The sequence below is a fragment of the Mesorhizobium sp. B2-7-2 genome, assembly GCF_006440775.1.
Classification (GTDB): domain Bacteria; phylum Pseudomonadota; class Alphaproteobacteria; order Rhizobiales; family Rhizobiaceae; genus Mesorhizobium.
The window spans coordinates 50980-69770 of the sequence record NZ_VFTZ01000011.1 but is presented as its reverse complement, the minus strand read 5'-3'; the positions used below and the strand labels follow the sequence as shown (position 1 = coordinate 69770).

The following is an 18791-nucleotide window of genomic DNA, read 5'->3' as shown; positions in this document are numbered from 1 at the left end:
GCTCACCGTTCGATCGTGCCGGTGCGGCGGATCTTCTTCTGCAGAAGGAGAATGCCGTAGAGCAGTGCTTCCGCGCTCGGCGGGCAGCCGGGCACATAAATGTCGACCGGCACGACGCGGTCGCAGCCGCGCACCACCGAATAGGAATAGTGGTAGTAGCCGCCGCCATTGGCGCAGGAGCCCATCGAGATGACGTAGCGCGGCTCCGGCATCTGGTCGTAGACCTTGCGCAGCGCCGGCGCCATCTTGTTGGTCAGCGTGCCGGCGACGATCATAATGTCGGACTGGCGCGGCGACGCGCGCGGGGCGACGCCGAAGCGCTCCGAGTCATAGCGCGGCATTGAGGTGTGGATCATCTCGACCGCGCAGCAGGCGAGGCCGAAAGTCATGAACATCAGCGAGCCGCTGCGCGCCCAGGTGATCAGCGCCTCGGTCGACGTGACGAGGAAACCCTTGTCGGCCAGCTCATTGTTGATTTCGAGGAAGAAGGGATCGTCCTCCCCCACCGGCCTGCCGGTGTTGGGGTCGATGATGCCCTTGGGCTTCGGCGCGACGAGGGTGCCTGAACTGTCGTTCAATCCCATTCCAGCGCTCCTTTTTTCCATTCATAGGCAAAACCGATGGTCAGCACCGCCAGGAACACCATCATCGACCAGAAGCCGAGCATGCCGAGCTTCGAGAAGGACACCGCCCACGGGAACAGGAAGGCGACCTCGAGATCGAAGATGATGAACAGGATCGACACCAGGTAGAAGCGGATGTCGAACTTCATGCGGGCGTCGTCGAACGAGTTGAACCCGCATTCATAGGCGGAAAGCTTTTCCGGGTCGGGATTGCGGTAGGCCACAAGGAACGGAGCGACGATGAGCGCCAGACCGACGATCATCGCCACGGCGATGAACAGCACGATAGGCAGGTACGAACTTAGGAGTGCGCTCATGCGGCGACTTTCCTTCGGCGGGGGCAGTTCACTTTGATTACAGCAACGGACTCTAATGCGGAAGCGTGACAGTTTAACCGCTGAACCGTTTTAACGGGCCCATGCTGCAACGCGGCGAGGGTTAGCGCAGCGGTTTCGGTGACGCAAGTCAAACGTTGTTCAAATCGCGGCGCTGGACGCCTTATCGGAAGAAACTGGTCCGATCCGCTCCTGTTTGATTTCCTTCAGCTTTTACTCCACTTTTCTCTCCTGACATATCTCCCGCCATTTGCCTGCTAGCATGACAGGAATCACCGGCTAAAAATCCAGCAGATGATCGGGCAAGGACACCTGATGAAGGACAAGATTTCGCTGGCCATGGCGAGGCGCATTTCGCTCGGCGCGCAAGGGTTCAACGACCCTAGGCCCAGTGGTATTCCGGATCGCCGCCACCTTGCACGGGTACTTTCGCGAACCGGCCTCTTGCAGATCGATTCCGTGAGCGCGGTGGTGCGCGCGCATTACATGCCGCTCTATTCGCGCCTCGGCCCCTACCCGCTTACGCTGCTCGACAATGCCGCGGTCACCCGCAAGCGCGCCGTGTTCGAATACTGGGCGCATGAGGCGTCGTTCCTGCCCGTCGAGACCTACCCTTTGATGCGCTGGCGCATGCAGCGCGCCGAGCAGGGCGACGAGATGTATCTCGGCCTGGCGAAATGGGGCCGTGAACGCAAGGAAATGATCGACGAGATATATAGAGAGGTCGCCGATCGCGGTCCGATCGCCGCCTCCGATATCGAAGGCCACAAGGGCAATGGCGGCTGGTGGGGCTGGAGCGAGGCCAAGCACGCTTTCGAATGGCTGTTCTGGGCCGGGCGCATCACCACCGCCTACCGCCGCGGCTTCGAACGCTATTACGACCTGCCCGAGCGCGTTTTGCCGCAGGCGGTCCTCGACCTGCCCGTACCCTCCGTCGAGGACGCGCATCGCGAGTTGCTACGCATCTCGGCCCGCGCCCATGGCATCGCCACCTATGGCGACCTTCGCGACTATTTTCGTCTCGCGCCGGGCGACACGAAGGATCGCATCGAGGAACTGGTCGATGCCGGCGAATTGCTGCCGGTGAAGGTCGAAGGTTGGGACAAGACCGCCTATCTCCACAAGGACGCCCGTTTTCCGCGCCGGATAGAAGCGCGTGCCCTGCTCGCCCCCTTCGATCCCGTCGTCTTCGAACGCACCAGGACCGAGAAACTCTTCGATTTCCGCTACCGCATAGAGATCTACACGCCGGCCGAGAAACGCCAATATGGCTACTACGTGCTGCCCTTCCTGCTCGGCGACCGGATCGTCGCCCGCGTCGATCTGAGGGCCGATCGCCCGGCCAGCGTGTTGCGTGTCCACGCTGCCTATGCCGAGGCCGGCGCCCCGCCCGAAACGGCCGCCCAGCTCTTCGACGAGTTGAAGCAGATGCAGGGCTGGCTCGGCCTGGAGTCAATCGAAGTGACGCCGGCCGGCGACGTCGGACCGGCGCTGGCCGACATCGCGGTGTCGTAGCTGCGCGTTGACAGGGACCTAGCCGTAAGCCTAAATCCTGACCCAGACGGTCTTCTCCCGGCAAAGGGAGGAGCCAAGAGGGAATGCGGTGCGGGCCAAAACCCAAATCCGCGGCTGTCCCCGCAACTGTAAGCGACGAGCCTCTGCCGAAAACCACTGGGATGTTCCCGGGAAGGCGGCATTCAGGGCGACGACCCGCGAGCCAGGAGACCTGCCGTCTGAGACTTTAAGTATCCGAATGCCCGGCGGGTTTTCCGGGCAAGGAGCATGGTTTTGGATCGCAACGGCAGTTTCCCGGCAAACAGTGCGGATGTTCCGTCCGAGCCCGATGCTTTGGCCGGCGTCGCCGTCATCGTCTGCTCATCCTGCCGCGACGAGACCGGGTCGGATGCGCATCCGCGCGCCGGCGCGCTGCTTGCCGAAGACACGCGTCGGGCGGCTTGCGGCGAAAAGATCGACATCCGTACCGTCGAATGCCTCGGCAACTGCAAGCGCCGGCTAAGCGCGGCGCTGCTGCGCGACGGCTGCTGGAGCTACGTCTTCGGCGATCTGAACACGACCAGCGGCGCCGATCTCGTCACCGGCGCGAAACTCTTCGCCACCTCGACCGACGGCCTGATCCCCTGGCGCGGCCGGCCCGATTCTCTCAAGCGCGGCCTGGTTGCCCGCATCCCTCCCCTCGACATGCTGAAGGACCGACCATGAACGCATCCGTTTCCCGTGTGCCCTGCACCGTCGTCACCGGCTTCCTCGGCGCCGGCAAGACGACGCTGATCCGCAACCTGCTCGAGAACGCCAAGGGCAAGCGGCTGGCGATCATCGTCAACGAGTTCGGCGATGTCGGCATAGACGGCGAGATTCTCAAAGGCTGCGGCGTCGACTCCTGTCCGGAGGAGAACATCGTCGAGCTCGCCAATGGCTGCATCTGCTGCACCGTTGCCGACGATTTCGTGCCGGCGCTCGACCGAATCCTGTCGCTCAACCCCAAGGTCGATCACATCCTGATCGAAACCTCGGGCCTCGCTCTGCCGAAGCCGCTGGTGCAGGCATTCCAGTGGCCGAGCGTGAAGAGCCGCGTGACGGTCGATGGCGTCATCGCCGTGGTCGACGGCCCGGCGCTCGCCGACGGCCGTGTCGCTTCCGATATGGATGCGCTGCAGGCGCAGCGTGCGGCGGACGATTCCCTCGACCATGACGATCCGGTCGAGGAGGTGTTCGAGGACCAGATCGCCTGCGCCGACCTGATCATCCTGTCGAAGAGCGACCTGATGGATGCGGCAGGCTCCGCCCGTGCCAACGCCGTCATCGGCGAGCATGTCGCGCGTGCCGTCAAGATCGTGCCGACAGCGCAGGGCAAGGTCGATCCGTCCGTGCTGCTCGGCCTTGGCCTTGCGGTGGAGGACGACATCGAGAACCGCAAGACCCATCACGACGACGAGCTCGACCATGAGCACGACGATTTCGATTCCTTCGTCCTCGATATCCCCTCGATCACCAATCCCGACGAGCTGGCCGAGCGCGTCGCCCTTGCCGCCGAGCAGGAAAACGTATTGCGCGTCAAAGGTTTCGTCGAGGTCGGCGGCAAGCCGATGCGGCTCCTGCTCCAGGCGGTCGGCCCACGCGTCAATCATTACTACGACCGCGCCTGGACGTCCGAGGACGATCGCCGCTCGCGGCTCGTCGTCATCGGCCTCAAGGGGCTGAACCGCCCGGCGATCGAGCGTATCCTCGCCGGCTGAGGCTAATACCAAAAAGCGATGCACATCCTCGCCACCACATCCGCTTCGCTCGACGACCTCGCCGAGCCGATCGACCTCAGGCAGGCGCCTGCGGATGTCGTGGCACTGTCTTTTACCGACAGCGATCTCGCCGGCCTGGCCACCGCCTGGACGGCGGATGCGGGGCGGCTACCATCGATGCGGTTGGCGGCGCTGCGCGACCTTCGGCACCCGATGTCGGTGGACCTGTGGATCGACAGCGTCGCCCGCCACGCCAGGGTGGTGCTGGTGCGCATCCTCGGCGGCTATGACTGGTGGCGCTATGGCTGCGACCAGCTCGCCGCGGTCGCGCGCGAGCGCGGCATCAAGCTGGCATTGCTGCCCGGCGAAAGCCATGACGAGGACCAGCGGCTGATCGAAGCCTCGACCCTGCCGCGTGCCGAGTTGGACGCTCTGCTCGGCTATTTCCGCGAAGGCGGCCCGGCGAATATGAGCGCGCTGGTGCAAAGGCTGGCAAGGCTTGCGGGGTCGGATGCGGCCGTGGCCGAACCGGTCAGCGTGCCGAAGGCGGGGTATTATGAGCCGGGTCTGGGAGTTGTCGAAAAGCCAGTCCTGTCGAGCGTCGGCGATCCTTCGCCCCCCCCTCTGTCCTGCCGGACATCTCCCCCTCAAGGGGGGAGATCAGCTGTCACCCAAGCCGGCTCTATCTCTGCTTCGTCAAATATCGAGCTACTTGAAACATCTACAGTTGGCGAAACCGTCGACCACAGAACAATCTCCCCCCTTGAGGGGGAGATGTCCGGCAGGACAGAGGGGGGGGCGACGGAACTCGACGCTGGCAACCTCAGCGCCCCGGCTATCCCCATCCTCTTCTACCGCTCGATGCTGTTGGCGGCAGACGTAGCGCCGATCAACGTTCTCGTGGAAGCGTTGAAGCTGCAAGGGCTCACCCCCGTGCCGATCTTCGTCTCCAGCCTCAAAGATCCGGCATCCCTGGCCTTCGTAGAGAATGCCATCGCAACATCGAACCCCTCAGCCATTGTCACCGCCACTGCTTTCGCCTCCGGCGCGGAACCCGGCGCCGAGACCCTCTTCGACCGCGCGGGCGTGCCCGTCTTCCAGGTCATCGTCGCCACCACCAGGCGCGAGGTCTGGGAAAAGAACCAGCGCGGCCTGGCGCCCGCCGACCTTGCCATGCATGTCGTCCTGCCCGAGCTCGACGGCCGCATCCTGGCCGGCGCCATCTCCTTCAAGGGCGAGGTCGAGACCGATCCGGCGCTCGCCTTCCGCGCCTTCGCCAACCGGCCGGAGGCGGACCGCGTGGCGCAGGTCGCCAAGCGCGTCGCCGCCTTTATCCGCCTGCAGCGGACGGCGCGGGCCAAACGCAAGCTCGCGATCCTGATCCCTGACTATCCGAGCGCGCCCGGACGTACAGGTTATGCCGTCGGGCTCGATGTGCCCTCCAGTGTGCTTGCGATGCTGCATGACCTGAAGGAACAGGGCTATGCGGTTGAGGGGATTCCGCAATCGCCGCGGGGATTGCTGGATGCGCTGGAGGTGGGTGGGCACGGCCTTGCCTTGATGGATTATCTCGCCCTTTCGGCAGATCTGCCCGAGGGAGCGCGCGATGCCGTAAAGGCCGCATGGGGTGACGAGATAGGGCTGCGCGAGGCCCCCCTCTCTGTCCTGCCGGACATCTCCCCCTCAGGGGGGGAGATTGGCAGTTCCATCGATGGTGCCCTTCCTGCAACCCAAGTGGGTGGCGAAAGCCGAGGTGAAGGAATAATCTCCCCCCTTGAGGGGGAGATGTCCGGCAGGACAGAGAGGGGGGCGACAGAACGCCTACCTTCGCAGGCCAGTTCCTACAACCACTTCCCCTTCCGCGCCGCGACCTTCGGCAACGTCACCGTGGCGCTGGCCCCCGACCGCGGCCGCTCCGCCGATCGCCGCGCCGACTATCACGACCCGACGCTGCCCCCACGCCACGAGCTGATCGCTTTCGGCCTCTGGCTGCAGAAATCGCTCGGCGTGCATGCCATCATCCATGTCGGCGCGCATGGCACGCTGGAATGGCTGCCGGGCAAGACGGTGGCCCTCTCCGGAACCTGCTTCCCCGAGATCGTCACCGGATCGCTGCCCGTCATCTATCCCTTCATCGTCTCCAATCCGGGCGAGGCGGCGCAGGCCAAGCGCCGCATCTCGGCGGTCACCCTCGGCCATCTACCGCCGCCGCTGACCGGCGCCGGCCTAGACGAGGCGCAACAGAAGCTGGAGCGCTTGGTAGACGAATATGCCCAGGCCGACGGCCTCGACCGCCGCCGCCGCGACCGTCTGGCCAAATTGATCGTCGAGACGGCGCAAAAGACCGGCCTTGCGTCCGAAGCCGGCGTTGCCGGCACAGACGCTCCGGACGAAGCGCTGCGCCGCATCGACGCCTGGCTCTGCGACCTCAAGGATTTCGCCGTCAAGGACGGGCTGCATATCTATGGCCGCGCGCCGCAGGACGAAGCCGATCCGCTGCGCCGGCAAAGCGCGGACGCGGAAAAAGCAGCCCTGCTTGCCGCGCTCGACGGCCGTCACGTCAAGGCAGGACCTGCCGGTGCGCCGGCGCGCGGCCGCTCCGACGTGCTGCCCACCGGCCGCAACCTCTTCACCTCCGATCCGCGCACCATGCCGACACCGACTGCCTATGACCTCGGCCAGGCGGCAGCGGAGGAAGTGGTGCGCAGCTATATGCAAAGCCATGGCGACTGGCCGCGCTCGTTGGTCATCGACCTCTGGGGCTCCGCCTCCTTGCGCACCGGCGGCGAAGAGATCGCGCAAGGCCTGGCGCTGATGGGCTGCCGGCCGCAATGGGATGCCGCGACGGGCCGCGTCACCGGTATCGAGGTGCTGCCGCCGGCCACGCTCGGCCGCCCGCGCGTCGACGTCACCTGGCGCATCTCCGGCCTGTTCCGCGACATGTTTCCGACCCAGATCGCGTTGATCGACGCCGCTGCCAACGCGGTCGCCAGCCGCGACGAGGACGACACGGAAAACCCGCTCGCCGCGGCGACGCGCGCTCAGGGGAAGATCAGCCCGCGCATTTTCGGCACCTCGCCGGGATCTTATGGCGCCGGCGTCGAGGACTTGCTGTCGCGCGGCGAATGGGGCGCGCGCGAAGAGATCGGCCGCGCCTATCTCGACGCCACCTCGCACGCCTATGGCGGCGCCGAGGGCCAGGCGATTTCCGCGCCCGGCGCTTTCGAAGGCCGGATCGCCGAAGCCGATCTCCTCGTCCACACCGGCGACGATCCGGGCCGCGACATCCTCGAAGGCTCGGCCGACGTCGCCTTCATCGGCGGCTTTTCGGCTGCCCTTGCAGCACTTGGCCGGAATGCCGACGTCATCGTGCTCGACACGACAGACCCGAAGAAGCCAAAGCCGCGTTCGGTCGGAGAAGCGGTATCGCGCGTGGTCCGCGCCCGCGCCGTCAACCCGCGCTTCATCGCCGGTCAGATGCGCCACGGCCCGCGCGGCGCCTCCGAATTCGCCGAAACGGTCGACCGTCTGGTCGGCTTCGCCGAAACCACCCATGCGATTCCCGGCGCGCTGATCGAGGCAGTGCACGACGCCTATGTTGGCGACCCGGACGTGCGCGCCTTCCTGCTGCGCGAGAATCCGGCGGCGGCGAAGGTCATCGCCGAGCGGCTTCTCTCCGCGCGTCGGCGCGGTCTCTGGCATCCGCTCAGGAATTCCATCGACGACGACCTCGCGGCCCTGATCGCCGAGGCCCAGGCAAGCGAGGTGGCGGCATGAACGCCTTCTCGCGCCGCGGCGCCTGCCCGGCCCTCAGCGCCCCGATGCACACCGGCGACGGGCTGCTCGTGCGGCTCAACCCGGTGGCTGGAGGAATTTCGCCCAAGCCGCTGATCGGGCTCGGCGAATCCGCCTTGCGCCACGGCAACGGCATCATGGAGGTGACAGCGCGCGGCAGCCTGCAGATTCGTGGTTTGACGGCGGAAAGCGCCCGGCTGCTGGCGGACGAAGTAGATGCGCTGGGGATCGAAGTGCGGACGGGGGTGCCGGTCGAGACGGGGCCGTTGGCTGGGATCGATCCGGAAGAGATCGCCGATCCGCGTCCGCTGGCTGAGCGGATAAGCGCGGCGATTGAAGCGGCCGGCCTGACGACAAGGGTGGGACCGAAGGTGTCGGTGGTAGTCGATGGAGGTGGGCAGCTGACGATGAATGCGCTGACAGCCGATTTAAGGCTGAAGGCGGTGCGGGCTGCGGCGGGCGTTCAATGGAGCATATCGGTTGCCGGCGACGGGCGGAGTGCGAAGCCGCTCGCGACGGTCGATGCGGATGGCGCGCGCGACATTGCAGTCGCGGCTCTTCGGATGGTCGCCGAAAAAGGTCGCGAGGCGCACACCCGGGATCTTTCGGAGAGACAGTTGGCTTCTCTCGCAGGCTGGCATTCCGTCGCGCCCCCCTCTGTCCTGCCGGACATCTCCCCCTCTAGGGGGGAGATTGGCAGTTCCCGCGCCGGCTCTGCACTTTCAGCGTTGGAAATTGGCGAAAGCCGCGGTGACAAGGCAATCTCCCCCCTAGAGGGGGAGATGTCCGGCAGGACAGAGGGGGGCGCCGTAGAGCAGCAACCTACAAGAAGCCCCATTGGCACCTTCACTCTCACCCACACCCACGCCCTAGGCATCGCCCTGCCCTACGGCAGCATGCCGGCGCAGTCCCTCATCGACCTCGCCACCCAAGCCTCAAACCTCGGCGCCACCGAAATCCGCCTCGCCCCAGGTCGCGCCTTGCTCTTCCTCGGCCTCTCCGCCCCCTCCTCTCTCCAATCCTCCGCCGCCGCTCTCGGCTTCGTCACCGACCCTGCCGATCCGCGCACCCGCATCGCCGCCTGCCCCGGCACGCCGGCTTGCGCGTCCGGCCGCATCGCCACCCGCGCCGTCGCCGAAACCATCGCAAAGGAAAGCGCGGACCTTCTCGACGCCTCGCTGACCCTGCATATCTCAGGCTGCGCCAAGGGCTGCGCGCATCCCGGCACCACCGCGCTCACCCTGGTCGGCGACGAAAACGGAGCCGGACTTGTCGTGGACGGGACGGCAAAGACCCTTCCTGCCGCGTACAGGCCGGGCTATGACGCCGCGCGCGGGGTCGCCAGTATTGCGGTGGCGCTCCAAAACGCACGACATCCCGGCGAAACCGCCGCCGCCTGCCTGGCAAGGTTTGGCGCTGCCGGCATCGCCGAACTCTATCGACGGAACCAGTGAATGGCCGCCTACGACTATATCCATGACGGGACGGCGATCTACGAGCGCTCTTTCGCCATCATCCGCGCCGAGGCGGACCTGTCTCGCTTCTCGGAAGCGGAGGCCGATGTCGCGATCCGCATGATCCATGCCTGCGGCCAGGTCGAAGCCGCCAGCCATTTCGTCTTCTCGAACAATTTCGTTGCCGCCGCCCGGACCGCGCTCGCCGCTGGCGCGCCGATCTTCTGCGATGCCGAGATGGTGGCGCACGGCGTCACCCGCGCCCGGCTGCCGGCCGACAACGAAGTGATATGCACGCTGCGCGACCCGCGCACGCACGACATCGCCAAGCAAATCGGCAACACGCGTTCGGCTGCCGCGATCGACCTCTGGGGCGAGCGCATGGCCGGCTCTGTCGTCGCCATCGGCAATGCGCCGACCGCGCTCTTCTATCTCTTGGAGAAGCTGCGCGACGGCGCGCCGAAGCCGGCCGCGATCATCGGCATGCCGGTCGGCTTCGTCGGCGCTGCCGAATCCAAGGATGCGCTGGCCGAAAATTCCTATGGCGTGCCCTACGCCATCGTGCGCGGCAGGCTCGGCGGCAGCGCCATGACCGCCGCCGCGCTCAATTCGTTGGCGAGGCCGGGCCTGTGAACGCGATCATGAAAGGCCGTCTCGTCGGCGTCGGCACCGGCCCTGGCGATCCGGAGCTTCTGACACTGAAGGCAGCGCGCGCGCTGGCCGAGGCCGACGTCGTCGCCTATTTCGCCAAGCGCGGCAACAACAGCAATGCGCGTGCCATCGTCCAGGCGCGCTTCCGGCCGGACATGATCGAGCTGCCGCTGCTCTATCCGGTGACGACCGAGATCGACAAGGACCACGACGACTACCGCGCGCAGATCGCCGATTTTTACGAGCAATCGGCCGAACAGGTCGCCCGGCATCTCGGCGCCGGCAGGATGGTGGCGGTGCTGTCGGAAGGCGATCCGCTGTTCTACGGCTCCTACATGCATCTGCATGTGCGCCTGGTGCACCGCTTCCCGACCGAGGTCATCCCGGGCATCACCGCCATGTCGGGCTGCTGGTCGAGCACCGGCCTGCCGATCGTCCAAGGCGACGACGTGCTGAGTGTGCTGCCGGGCACGATGAGCGAGTTCGAGCTGACCCGTCGCCTCGCCGACACCGATGCCGCCGTCATCATGAAGGTCGGTCGCAACCTGCCAAAAATCCGCCGCGCGCTAGAAGCGACCGGCAAGCTGGCGAAGGCCGTCTATGTCGAGCGCGGCACCATGCCGGGCAGCGTCTCGATGCGGCTCGCCGAGAAACCGGACGACAAGGCGCCCTATTTCGCCATCGTGCTGGTTGCCGGCTGGTCGGCTCGCCCGGGTGCCAAGCCATGAGCGGCCGCCTTACCGTCATCGGTCTCGGACCCGGCAATGCCGACCAGGTCACGCCGCAGGCTGCCAATGCCGTCGCCGAGGCTTCCTTCTTCTATGGCTACAAGCCCTATCTCGACCGGCTGAAGCTGCGGCAGGACCAGACCCGCATCGCTTCGGACAATCGCGAGGAACTCGCCCGCTCCAACGAAGCGCTGGCCAAGGCCGCAGAAGGCCACAACGTCGCCGTCGTTTCCGGCGGCGATCCCGGCGTCTTCGCCATGGCGGCGGCGGTTTGCGAGGCGATCGAAGCAGGCCCGGCCGAATGGCGCGCCATCGACCTGTCGGTCGTTCCCGGCGTCACCGCCATGCTTGCTGTTGCCGCCCGCATCGGCGCGCCGCTCGGCCATGATTTCTGCGCCATCTCGCTCTCCGACAATCTGAAGCCTTGGGAGCTGATCGAGCTGCGCCTGTTGGCGGCGGCCGGGGCCGGCTTCGTCATCGCGCTCTACAATCCCATCAGCAAGGCTCGCCCCTGGCAGCTTGGCCGCGCCTTCGAATGCCTGAAGGCGATCCTGCCCGGCACCACGCCGGTGATCTTCGGCCGCGCCGCCGGCCGGCCCGACGAGCGCATCGAGGTTTTCCTGCTGGCGGATGCCGATGCGGCAAAGGCTGACATGGCGACCTGCATCATCATCGGCTCGCCCGAGACCCGCATCATCAAGCGCGGCAAAAAACCCGCGCTGGTCTACACGCCGCGTTCGGCAACGGGGTCGAAAAGATGATCGACTTTTGCCGCCAGCGCATCGACGGTTTCGGCCGAAGGAACGTCCGGCAAAGGCGGTCGGCGGATCATGACCACGTCGATGCCGAGCGCCCGCGCAGCGGCGATCTTGCCATAGGTCGCCTGGCCGCCGCTGTTCTTGGAAACGACGGCGTCGATGCCATATTCTTCGAGCAACGCCCGTTCGTCCGCTTCCGGGAACGGCCCGCGCGCCAACAGGTAGAGCGCATCGGGCACGGCAAGCTTCGGCTCGACCGGGTCGACGCTGCGGATCAGGTAGTGGTGCTGCGGAGCGGCCTGGAACGCGCCCGCCTCCTGCCGGCCGATCGCCAGGAAGACACGACGCGGCGCCGTGCCGAGCGCTCGTGCCGCCTCGGTGACATTGTCAACCAGCGTCCAGCGATCACCCGTCACGGGTTCCCAGCCGGGACGGCGCAGCGCCAGGATCGGCACGTCCGTCTGCCTTGCCGCTTCGGCGGCGTTGGCCGAAATACGCGCGGCGTATGGATGCGTGGCGTCGATCAGCAGATCGACGTGTTCTTCGCGAAGATAGGCGGCCAGCCCGTCGGCGCCACCAAAGCCGCCGACACGCACCGGCACGCTTTGCGCGACCGGGCTTTCGGTGCGGCCGGCAAGCGACAGTGTGACCGACAGTTCCTCGCGACGGACGAGCGTCCCGGTCAGCTGCCGGGCTTCCGTCGTTCCGCCGAGGATCAGGATACGGTGGGTCATCATGCCTGCTAAGGGTCCGCGCGCCGCCAAGCCCGCCTCCAAATGGCTCACCATCGTCGGCATCGGCGAGGACGGTGTAGCGGGTCTCGGCGACGAGGCCAAGCAGCGCATTGCGCAGGCGGACGTCGTCTTCGGCGGCAAGCGGCATCTCAGCCTTGTCGCCTTGCTGGCCAAGGGCGAAACCCGCTCATGGCCGACGCCATTCGATGCCGAAATGCGCGACGTGCTGGCGCTCAAGGGTAAAAAAATCTGCGTGCTCGCGTCCGGCGACCCGTTTTTCCATGGTGTCGGCGTCACGCTGGCCCGCAAGGTCAAGCCGGAGCAAATGCTCGTCCTGCCGGCGCCCTCGTCTCTGTCGCTGGCCGCCTCCCGCCTCGGCTGGGCCTTGCAGGACGTGGAGACCATCTCGCTGCACGGCCATTCGATCGACCTGATCCGGCCCCTGCTCCATCCCTGCGCGCGCATCCTGGCGCTCACCTCCGACGCCGATGCGCCGGCGGCTATCGCCGCACTGCTCGACGAGCTCGGTTTCGGCTCTTCGCGGTTGACGGTCCTCGAAGCGCTCGGCGGTATGGATGAGGCGCTTCGGACCTCCCGCGCCGATGCCTTCGACCTCAAAAACATCAACCCGCTCAATGTGCTGGCGCTCGAAATTGAATCGACACCGGATGCGCGCATCCTGCCTCTGACCGTCGGGCTTGCCGATCATCTGTTCGAGCATGACGGCCAGATCACCAAGCGCGAGATCCGCGCCATCACGCTATCGGCGCTGGCGCCACGGCGCGGCGAGCTGCTGTGGGACATCGGCGCCGGTTCCGGCTCGATCGGCATCGAGTGGATGCTGGCTCATTCCTCCCTGCGCGCCATCGCCATCGAAGCCAATAGCGAGCGCGCCGCCCGCATCCACCGCAACGCCGCGCATTGCGGCGTGCCCGGCCTCGTCGTGATCGAAGGAGCCGCGCCGAAGGCGCTGGCAAAATTGGAGATGCCCGATGCCATCTTCATCGGCGGCGGCGGCAGCGATGCCGGCGTGCTGGAGAAGGCGATCAAGGCGCTGCGTCCCGGCGGCCGGCTGGTCGCAAATGCGGTAACGCTGGAGATGGAGGCGCTGCTGCTCGACCTGCACAACAGGCGTGGCGGCGACCTCACCCGAATTGCGCTCTCGCGCGCGGCGCCTGTCGGCTCGATGCAGGCATGGCGACCGGCCATGCCGGTCACGCAGTGGAGCTGGATCAAGCTATGATGGTCGCGGGCATCGGCAGCCGGAAGGGCGTGAGTGTCGAAGACGTGCTGGCGGCGATCGAGACCGCGCTCGAAGCGCATGGCCTGACCATAACGGCATTGTCCGCCTTGGCGACAACCGAATTCAAACGCAACGAAGAAGCCATTTTTGCCGCCGGTCGTAAGCTCAGCCTCCCGGTGATAGTGGTGGATGCCGCTGGCTCCGAACCACCGCTCCCCCTCACCCAGCCTCCGCTTCGCTCGGCTGACCTCTCCCCGAGGGGAGAGGAGGCTACCAGCGCTGGCGCCAGTCTCTTCTCCCCACCGGGGAGAAGGTGGCCCGAAGGGCCGGATGAGGGGGCCGCCTCACGCAACCTTTCGCAAGAACTCGCCGGCACACCGTCGGTTTCGGAGGCGTCGGCCCTCGCGGTTGCCGGGGCCGGCGCGAGACTGCTCGGGCCCCGCACAGTTCTTGGCCCGGTCACCTGCGCCATCGCCATCAGCGGAGATGCGCCATGACCGTCCATTTCATCGGCGCCGGTCCAGGTGCGGCCGATCTCATCACGCTGCGCGGCGCGCGGCTCCTGGCCAGTTGTCCGGTCTGCCTCTATGCCGGCTCGATCGTCGCGCCGGAGCTGCTCGAGCATTGCGCGCCAGGCACCAAATTGATCGACACCGCGCCGATGTCGCTCGACGAGATCGAGGCCGAATATGTCGCCGCGCACAAGGCCGGCCAGGATGTCTCGCGCCTGCATTCCGGCGACCTTTCGGTGTGGAGCGCGGTGGCCGAACAGATCAGGCGCCTGGAAAAGCACGGCATCCCCTACACGCTGACCCCAGGCGTGCCCTCTTTCGCGGCGGCGGCGGCCGCACTTCGCCGCGAGCTCACCATTCCCGAGCTCGCGCAAAGCCTAGTGCTGACCCGCGTCTCCGGCCGCGCCTCAAAAATGCCACCGGGCGAGACGCTGGCCGGCTTCGGCCGCACCGGCGCCACGCTTGCCATTCATCTTGCCATCCATGCCATCGACCGCGTCGTCGCGGATCTGACGCCGCTCTACGGCGCCGAGTGTCCGGTCGCGGTCGTTTTTCGCGCCTCCTGGCCGGACGAGCGCATTCTGACCGGCACGCTCGGCACTATCGAAGCACAGCTGGCGGAAAACCCGATGGAGCGCACGGCGATCATTTTCGTCGGCAGCGCGCTCGCGGCGCAGGATTTCGGCGAAAGCTCATTGTACGACGCCCACTACCAGCGGCGTTTTCGCGGACGGGACGGATTGTGAACGGCAGCGCCAATACGAACGGACGGGCAAATGTGGAGCAGGCGCTGGCGCGGCTGAACTTCAAGCCGCGCGTGCTGGAACCCGGCCATGTCTGGCTGGCCGGCGCCGGCCCCGGCGACCCCGGCTGCCTGACGCTGGAGGTGCTGGCCGCACTCGGGCAATGCGACGCGCTGGTCTATGACGCGCTGGTCTCGCCCGACGTCGTGGCGGTCGCTCAAGGTGCCGAGCTTTTCTACGCCGGAAAACGCGGCGGCCAGCCCTCGATGAAGCAGGACGACATTAACGCCCTTCTCCTGCGCCTGGCGCGCGAAGGCCGCCGCGTCGTGCGCTTGAAGGGCGGCGACCCCTACATCTTCGGCCGCGGCGGCGAAGAGGCTCTGGCGCTCGCCGGCGAAAGAATTCCATTCCGGGTGCTCTCCGGCCTCACCTCCGGTCTCAGCGCGCTGGCCGCCACCGGCATTCCGGCCACCATGCGCGGCATCAACAAGGCGGTCATCCTCGCCACCGGCCACGCGGCGGGCACTGATGACGACATAGACTGGGCCGCGCTCGCCCGCACCGGACAGCCGGTCGTCATCTATATGGGCATGGCCAATCTGCCGGTCATCGCGGCAAAGCTGCTCAGTGGCGGCCTAGCGCCGTCGACCCCGGCCGCCGTGATCATCGCGGCGACCACGCCGCAGGAGCGCATCGTCGTCGCCACGCTCACCACCATCGCTGAGGAGGCCGCGGCCGCCGGGCTCGCTTCGCCGGCGCTGATCGTGGTCGGCGGCATCGTCGCCATGCGCGCGGCACTGGCGGGCGAGGCATGACGGCGCGCGCGATCATCGTCGGCGCGCCGCGCTCCGGCTCGGGCAAGACCAGCGTCACGATCGGCCTGCTGCGCGCGCTTGCCCGGCGAGGGTTGAAGGTGCGCGGCGCGAAGTCCGGACCGGATTATATCGACCCGGGCTTCCACGCCGCCGCGACCGGCCTGTCCGGCGTCAATCTCGACAGCTGGGCGATGTCGCCTTCCTTGCTCAACGCGCTGGCGGCCCAGGCCGCGGGCGACGCCGAATACATCATTCTCGAAAGCGCGATGGGCCTGTTCGACGGCATCCCCGCGCCGGAAGGCCGCTCCGGCTCGGCCGCCGATCTCGCCCGGCTCTACGGCCTGCCTGTGCTCCTGGTGCTCGACGTTTCCGGCCAATCGACCACGGCGGCGGCGGTGGCCAAGGGTTTCGCGACCTACGATCCCGATGTCCGCATGGCAGGCGTCGTGCTCAACCGGCTCGGCAGCGAACGCCATCGCCGCCTGTCCGGCGACGCTATCGAGGCGATCGGCCTGCCCGTGGTCGGCGCCATCCTGCGCGATCCGACACTCAACCTGCCGGAGCGGCATCTCGGCCTCGTCCAGGCCGGCGAATACGAGAACCTGATGGCGCATCTCGACCGGCTGGCCGACATGGTCGAGAAGTCGCTCGACATCGACGCCATCCTGGCGCTGGCATCCCCGCTAGAGCCGAACGCCGGCGACTTCGGCGATGCCTTGCGGCCGCCCGGGCAGCGCATTGCGCTGGCCGAGGACGCCGCCTTCACCTTCCTCTATCCGCATGTCGCCTCGCATTGGCGCAAGGCCGGCGCCGAGATCGTGCCCTTCTCGCCGCTTACCGACGAGGCGCCCTCGCCGGACTGCGATGTCTGCTGGCTGCCGGGCGGCTATCCCGAGCTGCATGCCGGCAAGCTTGCGGCCGCGACGAACTTCCAGGCCGGAATGGCGCGCTTTGCGGCGACCAAGTCGGTTCACGGCGAGTGCGGCGGCTTCATGGTGCTGGGTGAGGTGCTGGAAGACGCGGACGGCGAGAGCCACAAGATGCTCGGCCTGCTTGGCCATTCGACCAGCTTCGCCAAACGCAAGATGAACCTCGGCTATCGCGAAGCGCGGCTGCGTGCCGCCTGTCCGCTGGGACCGGAGGGCACGCTGATCCGCGGTCACGAATTCCACTACGCGCAGATGCTTGCTGCCGGCAATGACGAGCCTTTGGCCGACCTTGCCGATGGCCAGGGCAACCCGCTCGGCGCCTCCGGCTACCGGCGCGGCCATGTCAGCGGCACCTTCTTCCATGCCATTGCGAGGGGCGCATGAGCGGCCCTTCCGCACCCCGGCAAGTGCTTGACGATATCGGCCTCAGCCTCGTCTTCTTCACCAGATTGAGGTTACCCTCGAGCGACTTCGGCGGCCGCAGCCTGGCGGATGCGATCTGGGCAGCGCCCTTCGCCGGTCTTGCGGTGGCGATCATCGGCGCGCTTGTCTATGCGATCGCCGCCGTCTTCGGCCTCGCCACAGCACCGGCCGCGGCGCTCACGCTCGCCGCGACGATGCTCGTCACCGGCTGCCTGCACGAGGACGGGCTTTCCGATATCGCCGATGGTTTTTGGGGCGGCAGGACGCGCGACAGGAAGCTGGAGATCATGCGCGACAGCCGCATCGGCGCCTATGGCGCCGCCGCGCTTGGGCTGTCGCTGCTCATCCGCTGGAGCGCGCTTTCCGAACTCGCCGGTCCGGGCCACGTGTTCCTGGCGCTGCTTGCTGCGCATGCGGGCTCGCGTGGCCTGTTCGGCGCCTTCATGCATCTTCTGCCGCCGGCCCGCAGCGATGGCCTGTCGGCGGGCGCAGGCACCGTCACCACCGAAACCGCAGTCATCGGTGCTGCGCTCGGCGCGGTGGCGCTGCTGGCGCTCGGCCTTGGCGGCGCGATAGCGGCGCTCATCCTGCTCGGCCTGGTCTTCATGGCGTTCCGCGCGCTTTGCCTCAGCCAGATCGGCGGCCAGACCGGCGACACGATCGGCGCGCTGCAGCAGCTCGGCGAGATCGCCGTGCTGCTCGTCGCATCCGTCTGCCTTTCCTGATTCACTTTCGGAGACCTTGCCCCCATGAGCTTCAAATCCCTCGAAGACCTTCGCGCCGCCTGCCTTGAACTCCCCACCGGCAGCGATGCGGCCGCCAGCGCCGTCGCGAGGCGCCAGGACACGCTGACCAAACCGCAGGGCAGTCTCGGCCGGCTGGAAGCGATCGCCGCCTGGCTCGGCCGCTGGCAGGCCCGCGACATGCCGAAGCTCGACCAAGTGAAGGTCGTCGTCTTCGCCGGCAATCACGGCGTCACCGCGCAGGGCGTGTCGGCCTATCCTTCGGAAGTCACGGTACAGATGGTGGCGAACTTTGCCGGCGGCGGCGCGGCCATCAACCAGCTTGCCCGCATGGCCGGCGCCAAGCTCGACGTCATCCCGCTTGATCTCGATCATCCAACCGGCGATTTCACGATAGTGCCGGCGATGGACGAAAAGGCATTCCTCGCCGCCGTCTCGGCCGGCTATGACACGGTGACCAAGGATCTCGATCTCGTCTGCTTCGGCGAGATGGGCATCGGCAACACGACGCCGGCAGCAGCGATCTCGACGGCGCTTTTCGGCGGCGGCGCGGAAAAATGGACCGGCCGCGGCACCGGCGTCGACGATGCCGGGTTGCTGCGCAAGATCGTGGCCATCGAGGCCGGCCTCAAGCGCCATGCCGATGCGCTCTCCGATCCGCTGAAGATCGCGGCCGCCCTTGGCGGGCGCGAGCTGGCGGCAATCCTCGGCGCTACGCTCGCCGCGCGCAAGAACAACGTGCCGGTGCTGCTTGACGGCTTCGTCTGCACCGCGGCCGCAGCACCGCTGGCGAGGCTGCATCCGACCGGGCTGGCCCACACCATAGCCGCCCATGTCTCGGCCGAAGCCGGCCACCGCCGCCTGCTCGAGGCGCTCGGCCTGCCGCCGCTGCTCGATCTCGGCATGCGGCTCGGCGAAGGCTCCGGCGCCTGTCTTGCCGTCAACATCGTGCGTTCGGCACTGGAATGCCACGCGAAGATGGCGAGCTTTGCCGAGGCCGGCGTTTCTGAAAAATAAAATCGGTCGAAATTTCAACACTGTTGAAACATCG

18 protein-coding genes and 1 riboswitch are annotated in these 18791 nt (G+C 66.9%); of the genes, 15 read left to right on the top strand and 3 right to left on the bottom strand.

Going from position 1 to position 18791, the window contains the following annotated elements; all coding sequences use genetic code 11:
- Nucleotides 1-2 precede the first annotated feature (2 nt).
- Nucleotides 3-584 carry an NADH-quinone oxidoreductase subunit B gene (locus tag FJ425_RS16865; RefSeq protein ID WP_015317338.1) on the bottom strand — a complete coding sequence of 194 codons (582 nt, stop codon included), beginning with the start codon at nt 582-584 and terminating at the stop codon, nt 3-5.
- Entirely contained in the window at nt 575-940 is a 366-nt protein-coding gene (locus FJ425_RS16860) for an NADH-quinone oxidoreductase subunit A (RefSeq protein WP_040982049.1), read from the bottom strand. The genes FJ425_RS16865 and FJ425_RS16860 overlap by 10 nt, the downstream gene beginning before the upstream one ends.
- A gap of 333 nt (nt 941-1273) precedes the next feature.
- Between FJ425_RS16860 and FJ425_RS16855 the strand changes: the two genes are divergently transcribed.
- From FJ425_RS16855 to FJ425_RS16820, 8 genes are all read left to right on the top strand, one after another.
- On the top strand, nt 1274-2473 hold the full coding sequence (locus tag FJ425_RS16855) for a winged helix-turn-helix domain-containing protein (RefSeq protein WP_140626968.1): 1200 nt from the start codon (nt 1274-1276) through the stop codon (nt 2471-2473).
- A 30-nt stretch (nt 2474-2503) separates the two neighbouring features.
- A riboswitch (cobalamin riboswitch) is annotated at nt 2504-2707 on the top strand.
- A gap of 39 nt (nt 2708-2746) precedes the next feature.
- Nucleotides 2747-3178 carry a DUF1636 family protein gene (locus tag FJ425_RS16850; protein WP_140628135.1) on the top strand — a complete coding sequence of 144 codons (432 nt, stop codon included), beginning with the start codon at nt 2747-2749 and terminating at the stop codon, nt 3176-3178.
- The gene (gene cobW / locus FJ425_RS16845) at nt 3175-4212 is read left to right on the top strand and encodes a cobalamin biosynthesis protein CobW (RefSeq protein ID WP_140545665.1); all 1038 of its coding nucleotides are present in this window, start codon (nt 3175-3177) and stop codon (nt 4210-4212) included. The genes FJ425_RS16850 and cobW overlap by 4 nt, the downstream gene beginning before the upstream one ends.
- 18 nt (nt 4213-4230) lie before the next feature.
- Nucleotides 4231-7989 carry a cobaltochelatase subunit CobN gene (locus FJ425_RS16840; protein ID WP_140626966.1) on the top strand — a complete coding sequence of 1253 codons (3759 nt, stop codon included), beginning with the start codon at nt 4231-4233 and terminating at the stop codon, nt 7987-7989.
- The gene (cobG, locus tag FJ425_RS16835; RefSeq protein WP_140626964.1) at nt 7986-9461 is read left to right on the top strand and encodes a precorrin-3B synthase; all 1476 of its coding nucleotides are present in this window, start codon (nt 7986-7988) and stop codon (nt 9459-9461) included. Before FJ425_RS16840 ends, cobG begins: the two co-directional genes overlap by 4 nt.
- Nucleotides 9462-10094: a precorrin-8X methylmutase gene (locus FJ425_RS16830; protein ID WP_140626962.1), complete on the top strand. Its 633-nt coding sequence runs from the start codon at nt 9462-9464 to the stop codon at nt 10092-10094. It begins immediately after the preceding gene.
- Complete coding sequence (locus FJ425_RS16825; protein WP_140724954.1) at nt 10091-10840, top strand: precorrin-2 C(20)-methyltransferase; 750 nt, start codon at nt 10091-10093, stop codon at nt 10838-10840. Before FJ425_RS16830 ends, FJ425_RS16825 begins: the two co-directional genes overlap by 4 nt.
- Nucleotides 10837-11601, top strand: coding sequence for a precorrin-3B C(17)-methyltransferase (locus FJ425_RS16820; RefSeq protein ID WP_140626958.1), 765 nt, complete (start codon nt 10837-10839; stop codon nt 11599-11601). Before FJ425_RS16825 ends, FJ425_RS16820 begins: the two co-directional genes overlap by 4 nt.
- Here FJ425_RS16820 and FJ425_RS16815 read toward each other — a convergent pair.
- Nucleotides 11565-12332, bottom strand: coding sequence for a cobalt-precorrin-6A reductase (locus tag FJ425_RS16815; RefSeq protein ID WP_140626956.1), 768 nt, complete (start codon nt 12330-12332; stop codon nt 11565-11567). The two genes, FJ425_RS16820 and FJ425_RS16815, sit on opposite strands and share 37 nt — an antisense overlap.
- A gap of 1 nt (nt 12333) precedes the next feature.
- Between FJ425_RS16815 and cbiE the strand changes: the two genes are divergently transcribed.
- From cbiE to cobT, 7 genes are read left to right on the top strand one after another with little or no spacing between them, the layout of a single operon-like run.
- Nucleotides 12334-13575, top strand: a complete 1242-nt coding sequence (gene cbiE / locus FJ425_RS16810; RefSeq protein ID WP_140626955.1) for a precorrin-6y C5,15-methyltransferase (decarboxylating) subunit CbiE — start codon at nt 12334-12336, stop codon at nt 13573-13575.
- Nucleotides 13575-14072, top strand: coding sequence for a cobalamin biosynthesis protein (locus FJ425_RS16805; RefSeq protein ID WP_140628132.1), 498 nt, complete (start codon nt 13575-13577; stop codon nt 14070-14072). The genes cbiE and FJ425_RS16805 overlap by 1 nt, the downstream gene beginning before the upstream one ends.
- The gene (gene cobM / locus FJ425_RS16800; protein ID WP_140626953.1) at nt 14069-14833 is read left to right on the top strand and encodes a precorrin-4 C(11)-methyltransferase; all 765 of its coding nucleotides are present in this window, start codon (nt 14069-14071) and stop codon (nt 14831-14833) included. The genes FJ425_RS16805 and cobM overlap by 4 nt, the downstream gene beginning before the upstream one ends.
- A complete protein-coding gene (gene cobA, locus FJ425_RS16795) occupies nt 14830-15645 on the top strand; it encodes a uroporphyrinogen-III C-methyltransferase (RefSeq protein ID WP_140626951.1) in 816 nt (271 codons plus the stop codon). The genes cobM and cobA overlap by 4 nt, the downstream gene beginning before the upstream one ends.
- Nucleotides 15642-16958 carry a cobyrinate a,c-diamide synthase gene (locus FJ425_RS16790; RefSeq protein ID WP_140724951.1) on the top strand — a complete coding sequence of 439 codons (1317 nt, stop codon included), beginning with the start codon at nt 15642-15644 and terminating at the stop codon, nt 16956-16958. Before cobA ends, FJ425_RS16790 begins: the two co-directional genes overlap by 4 nt.
- Nucleotides 16955-17722 (top strand): adenosylcobinamide-GDP ribazoletransferase, encoded by a 768-nt coding sequence (cobS, locus tag FJ425_RS16785; protein WP_140543160.1) that lies wholly within the window; start codon nt 16955-16957, stop codon nt 17720-17722. Before FJ425_RS16790 ends, cobS begins: the two co-directional genes overlap by 4 nt.
- A 24-nt stretch (nt 17723-17746) precedes the next feature.
- Nucleotides 17747-18757 (top strand): nicotinate-nucleotide--dimethylbenzimidazole phosphoribosyltransferase, encoded by a 1011-nt coding sequence (gene cobT, locus FJ425_RS16780; protein ID WP_140724948.1) that lies wholly within the window; start codon nt 17747-17749, stop codon nt 18755-18757.
- Nucleotides 18758-18791 lie beyond the last annotated feature (34 nt).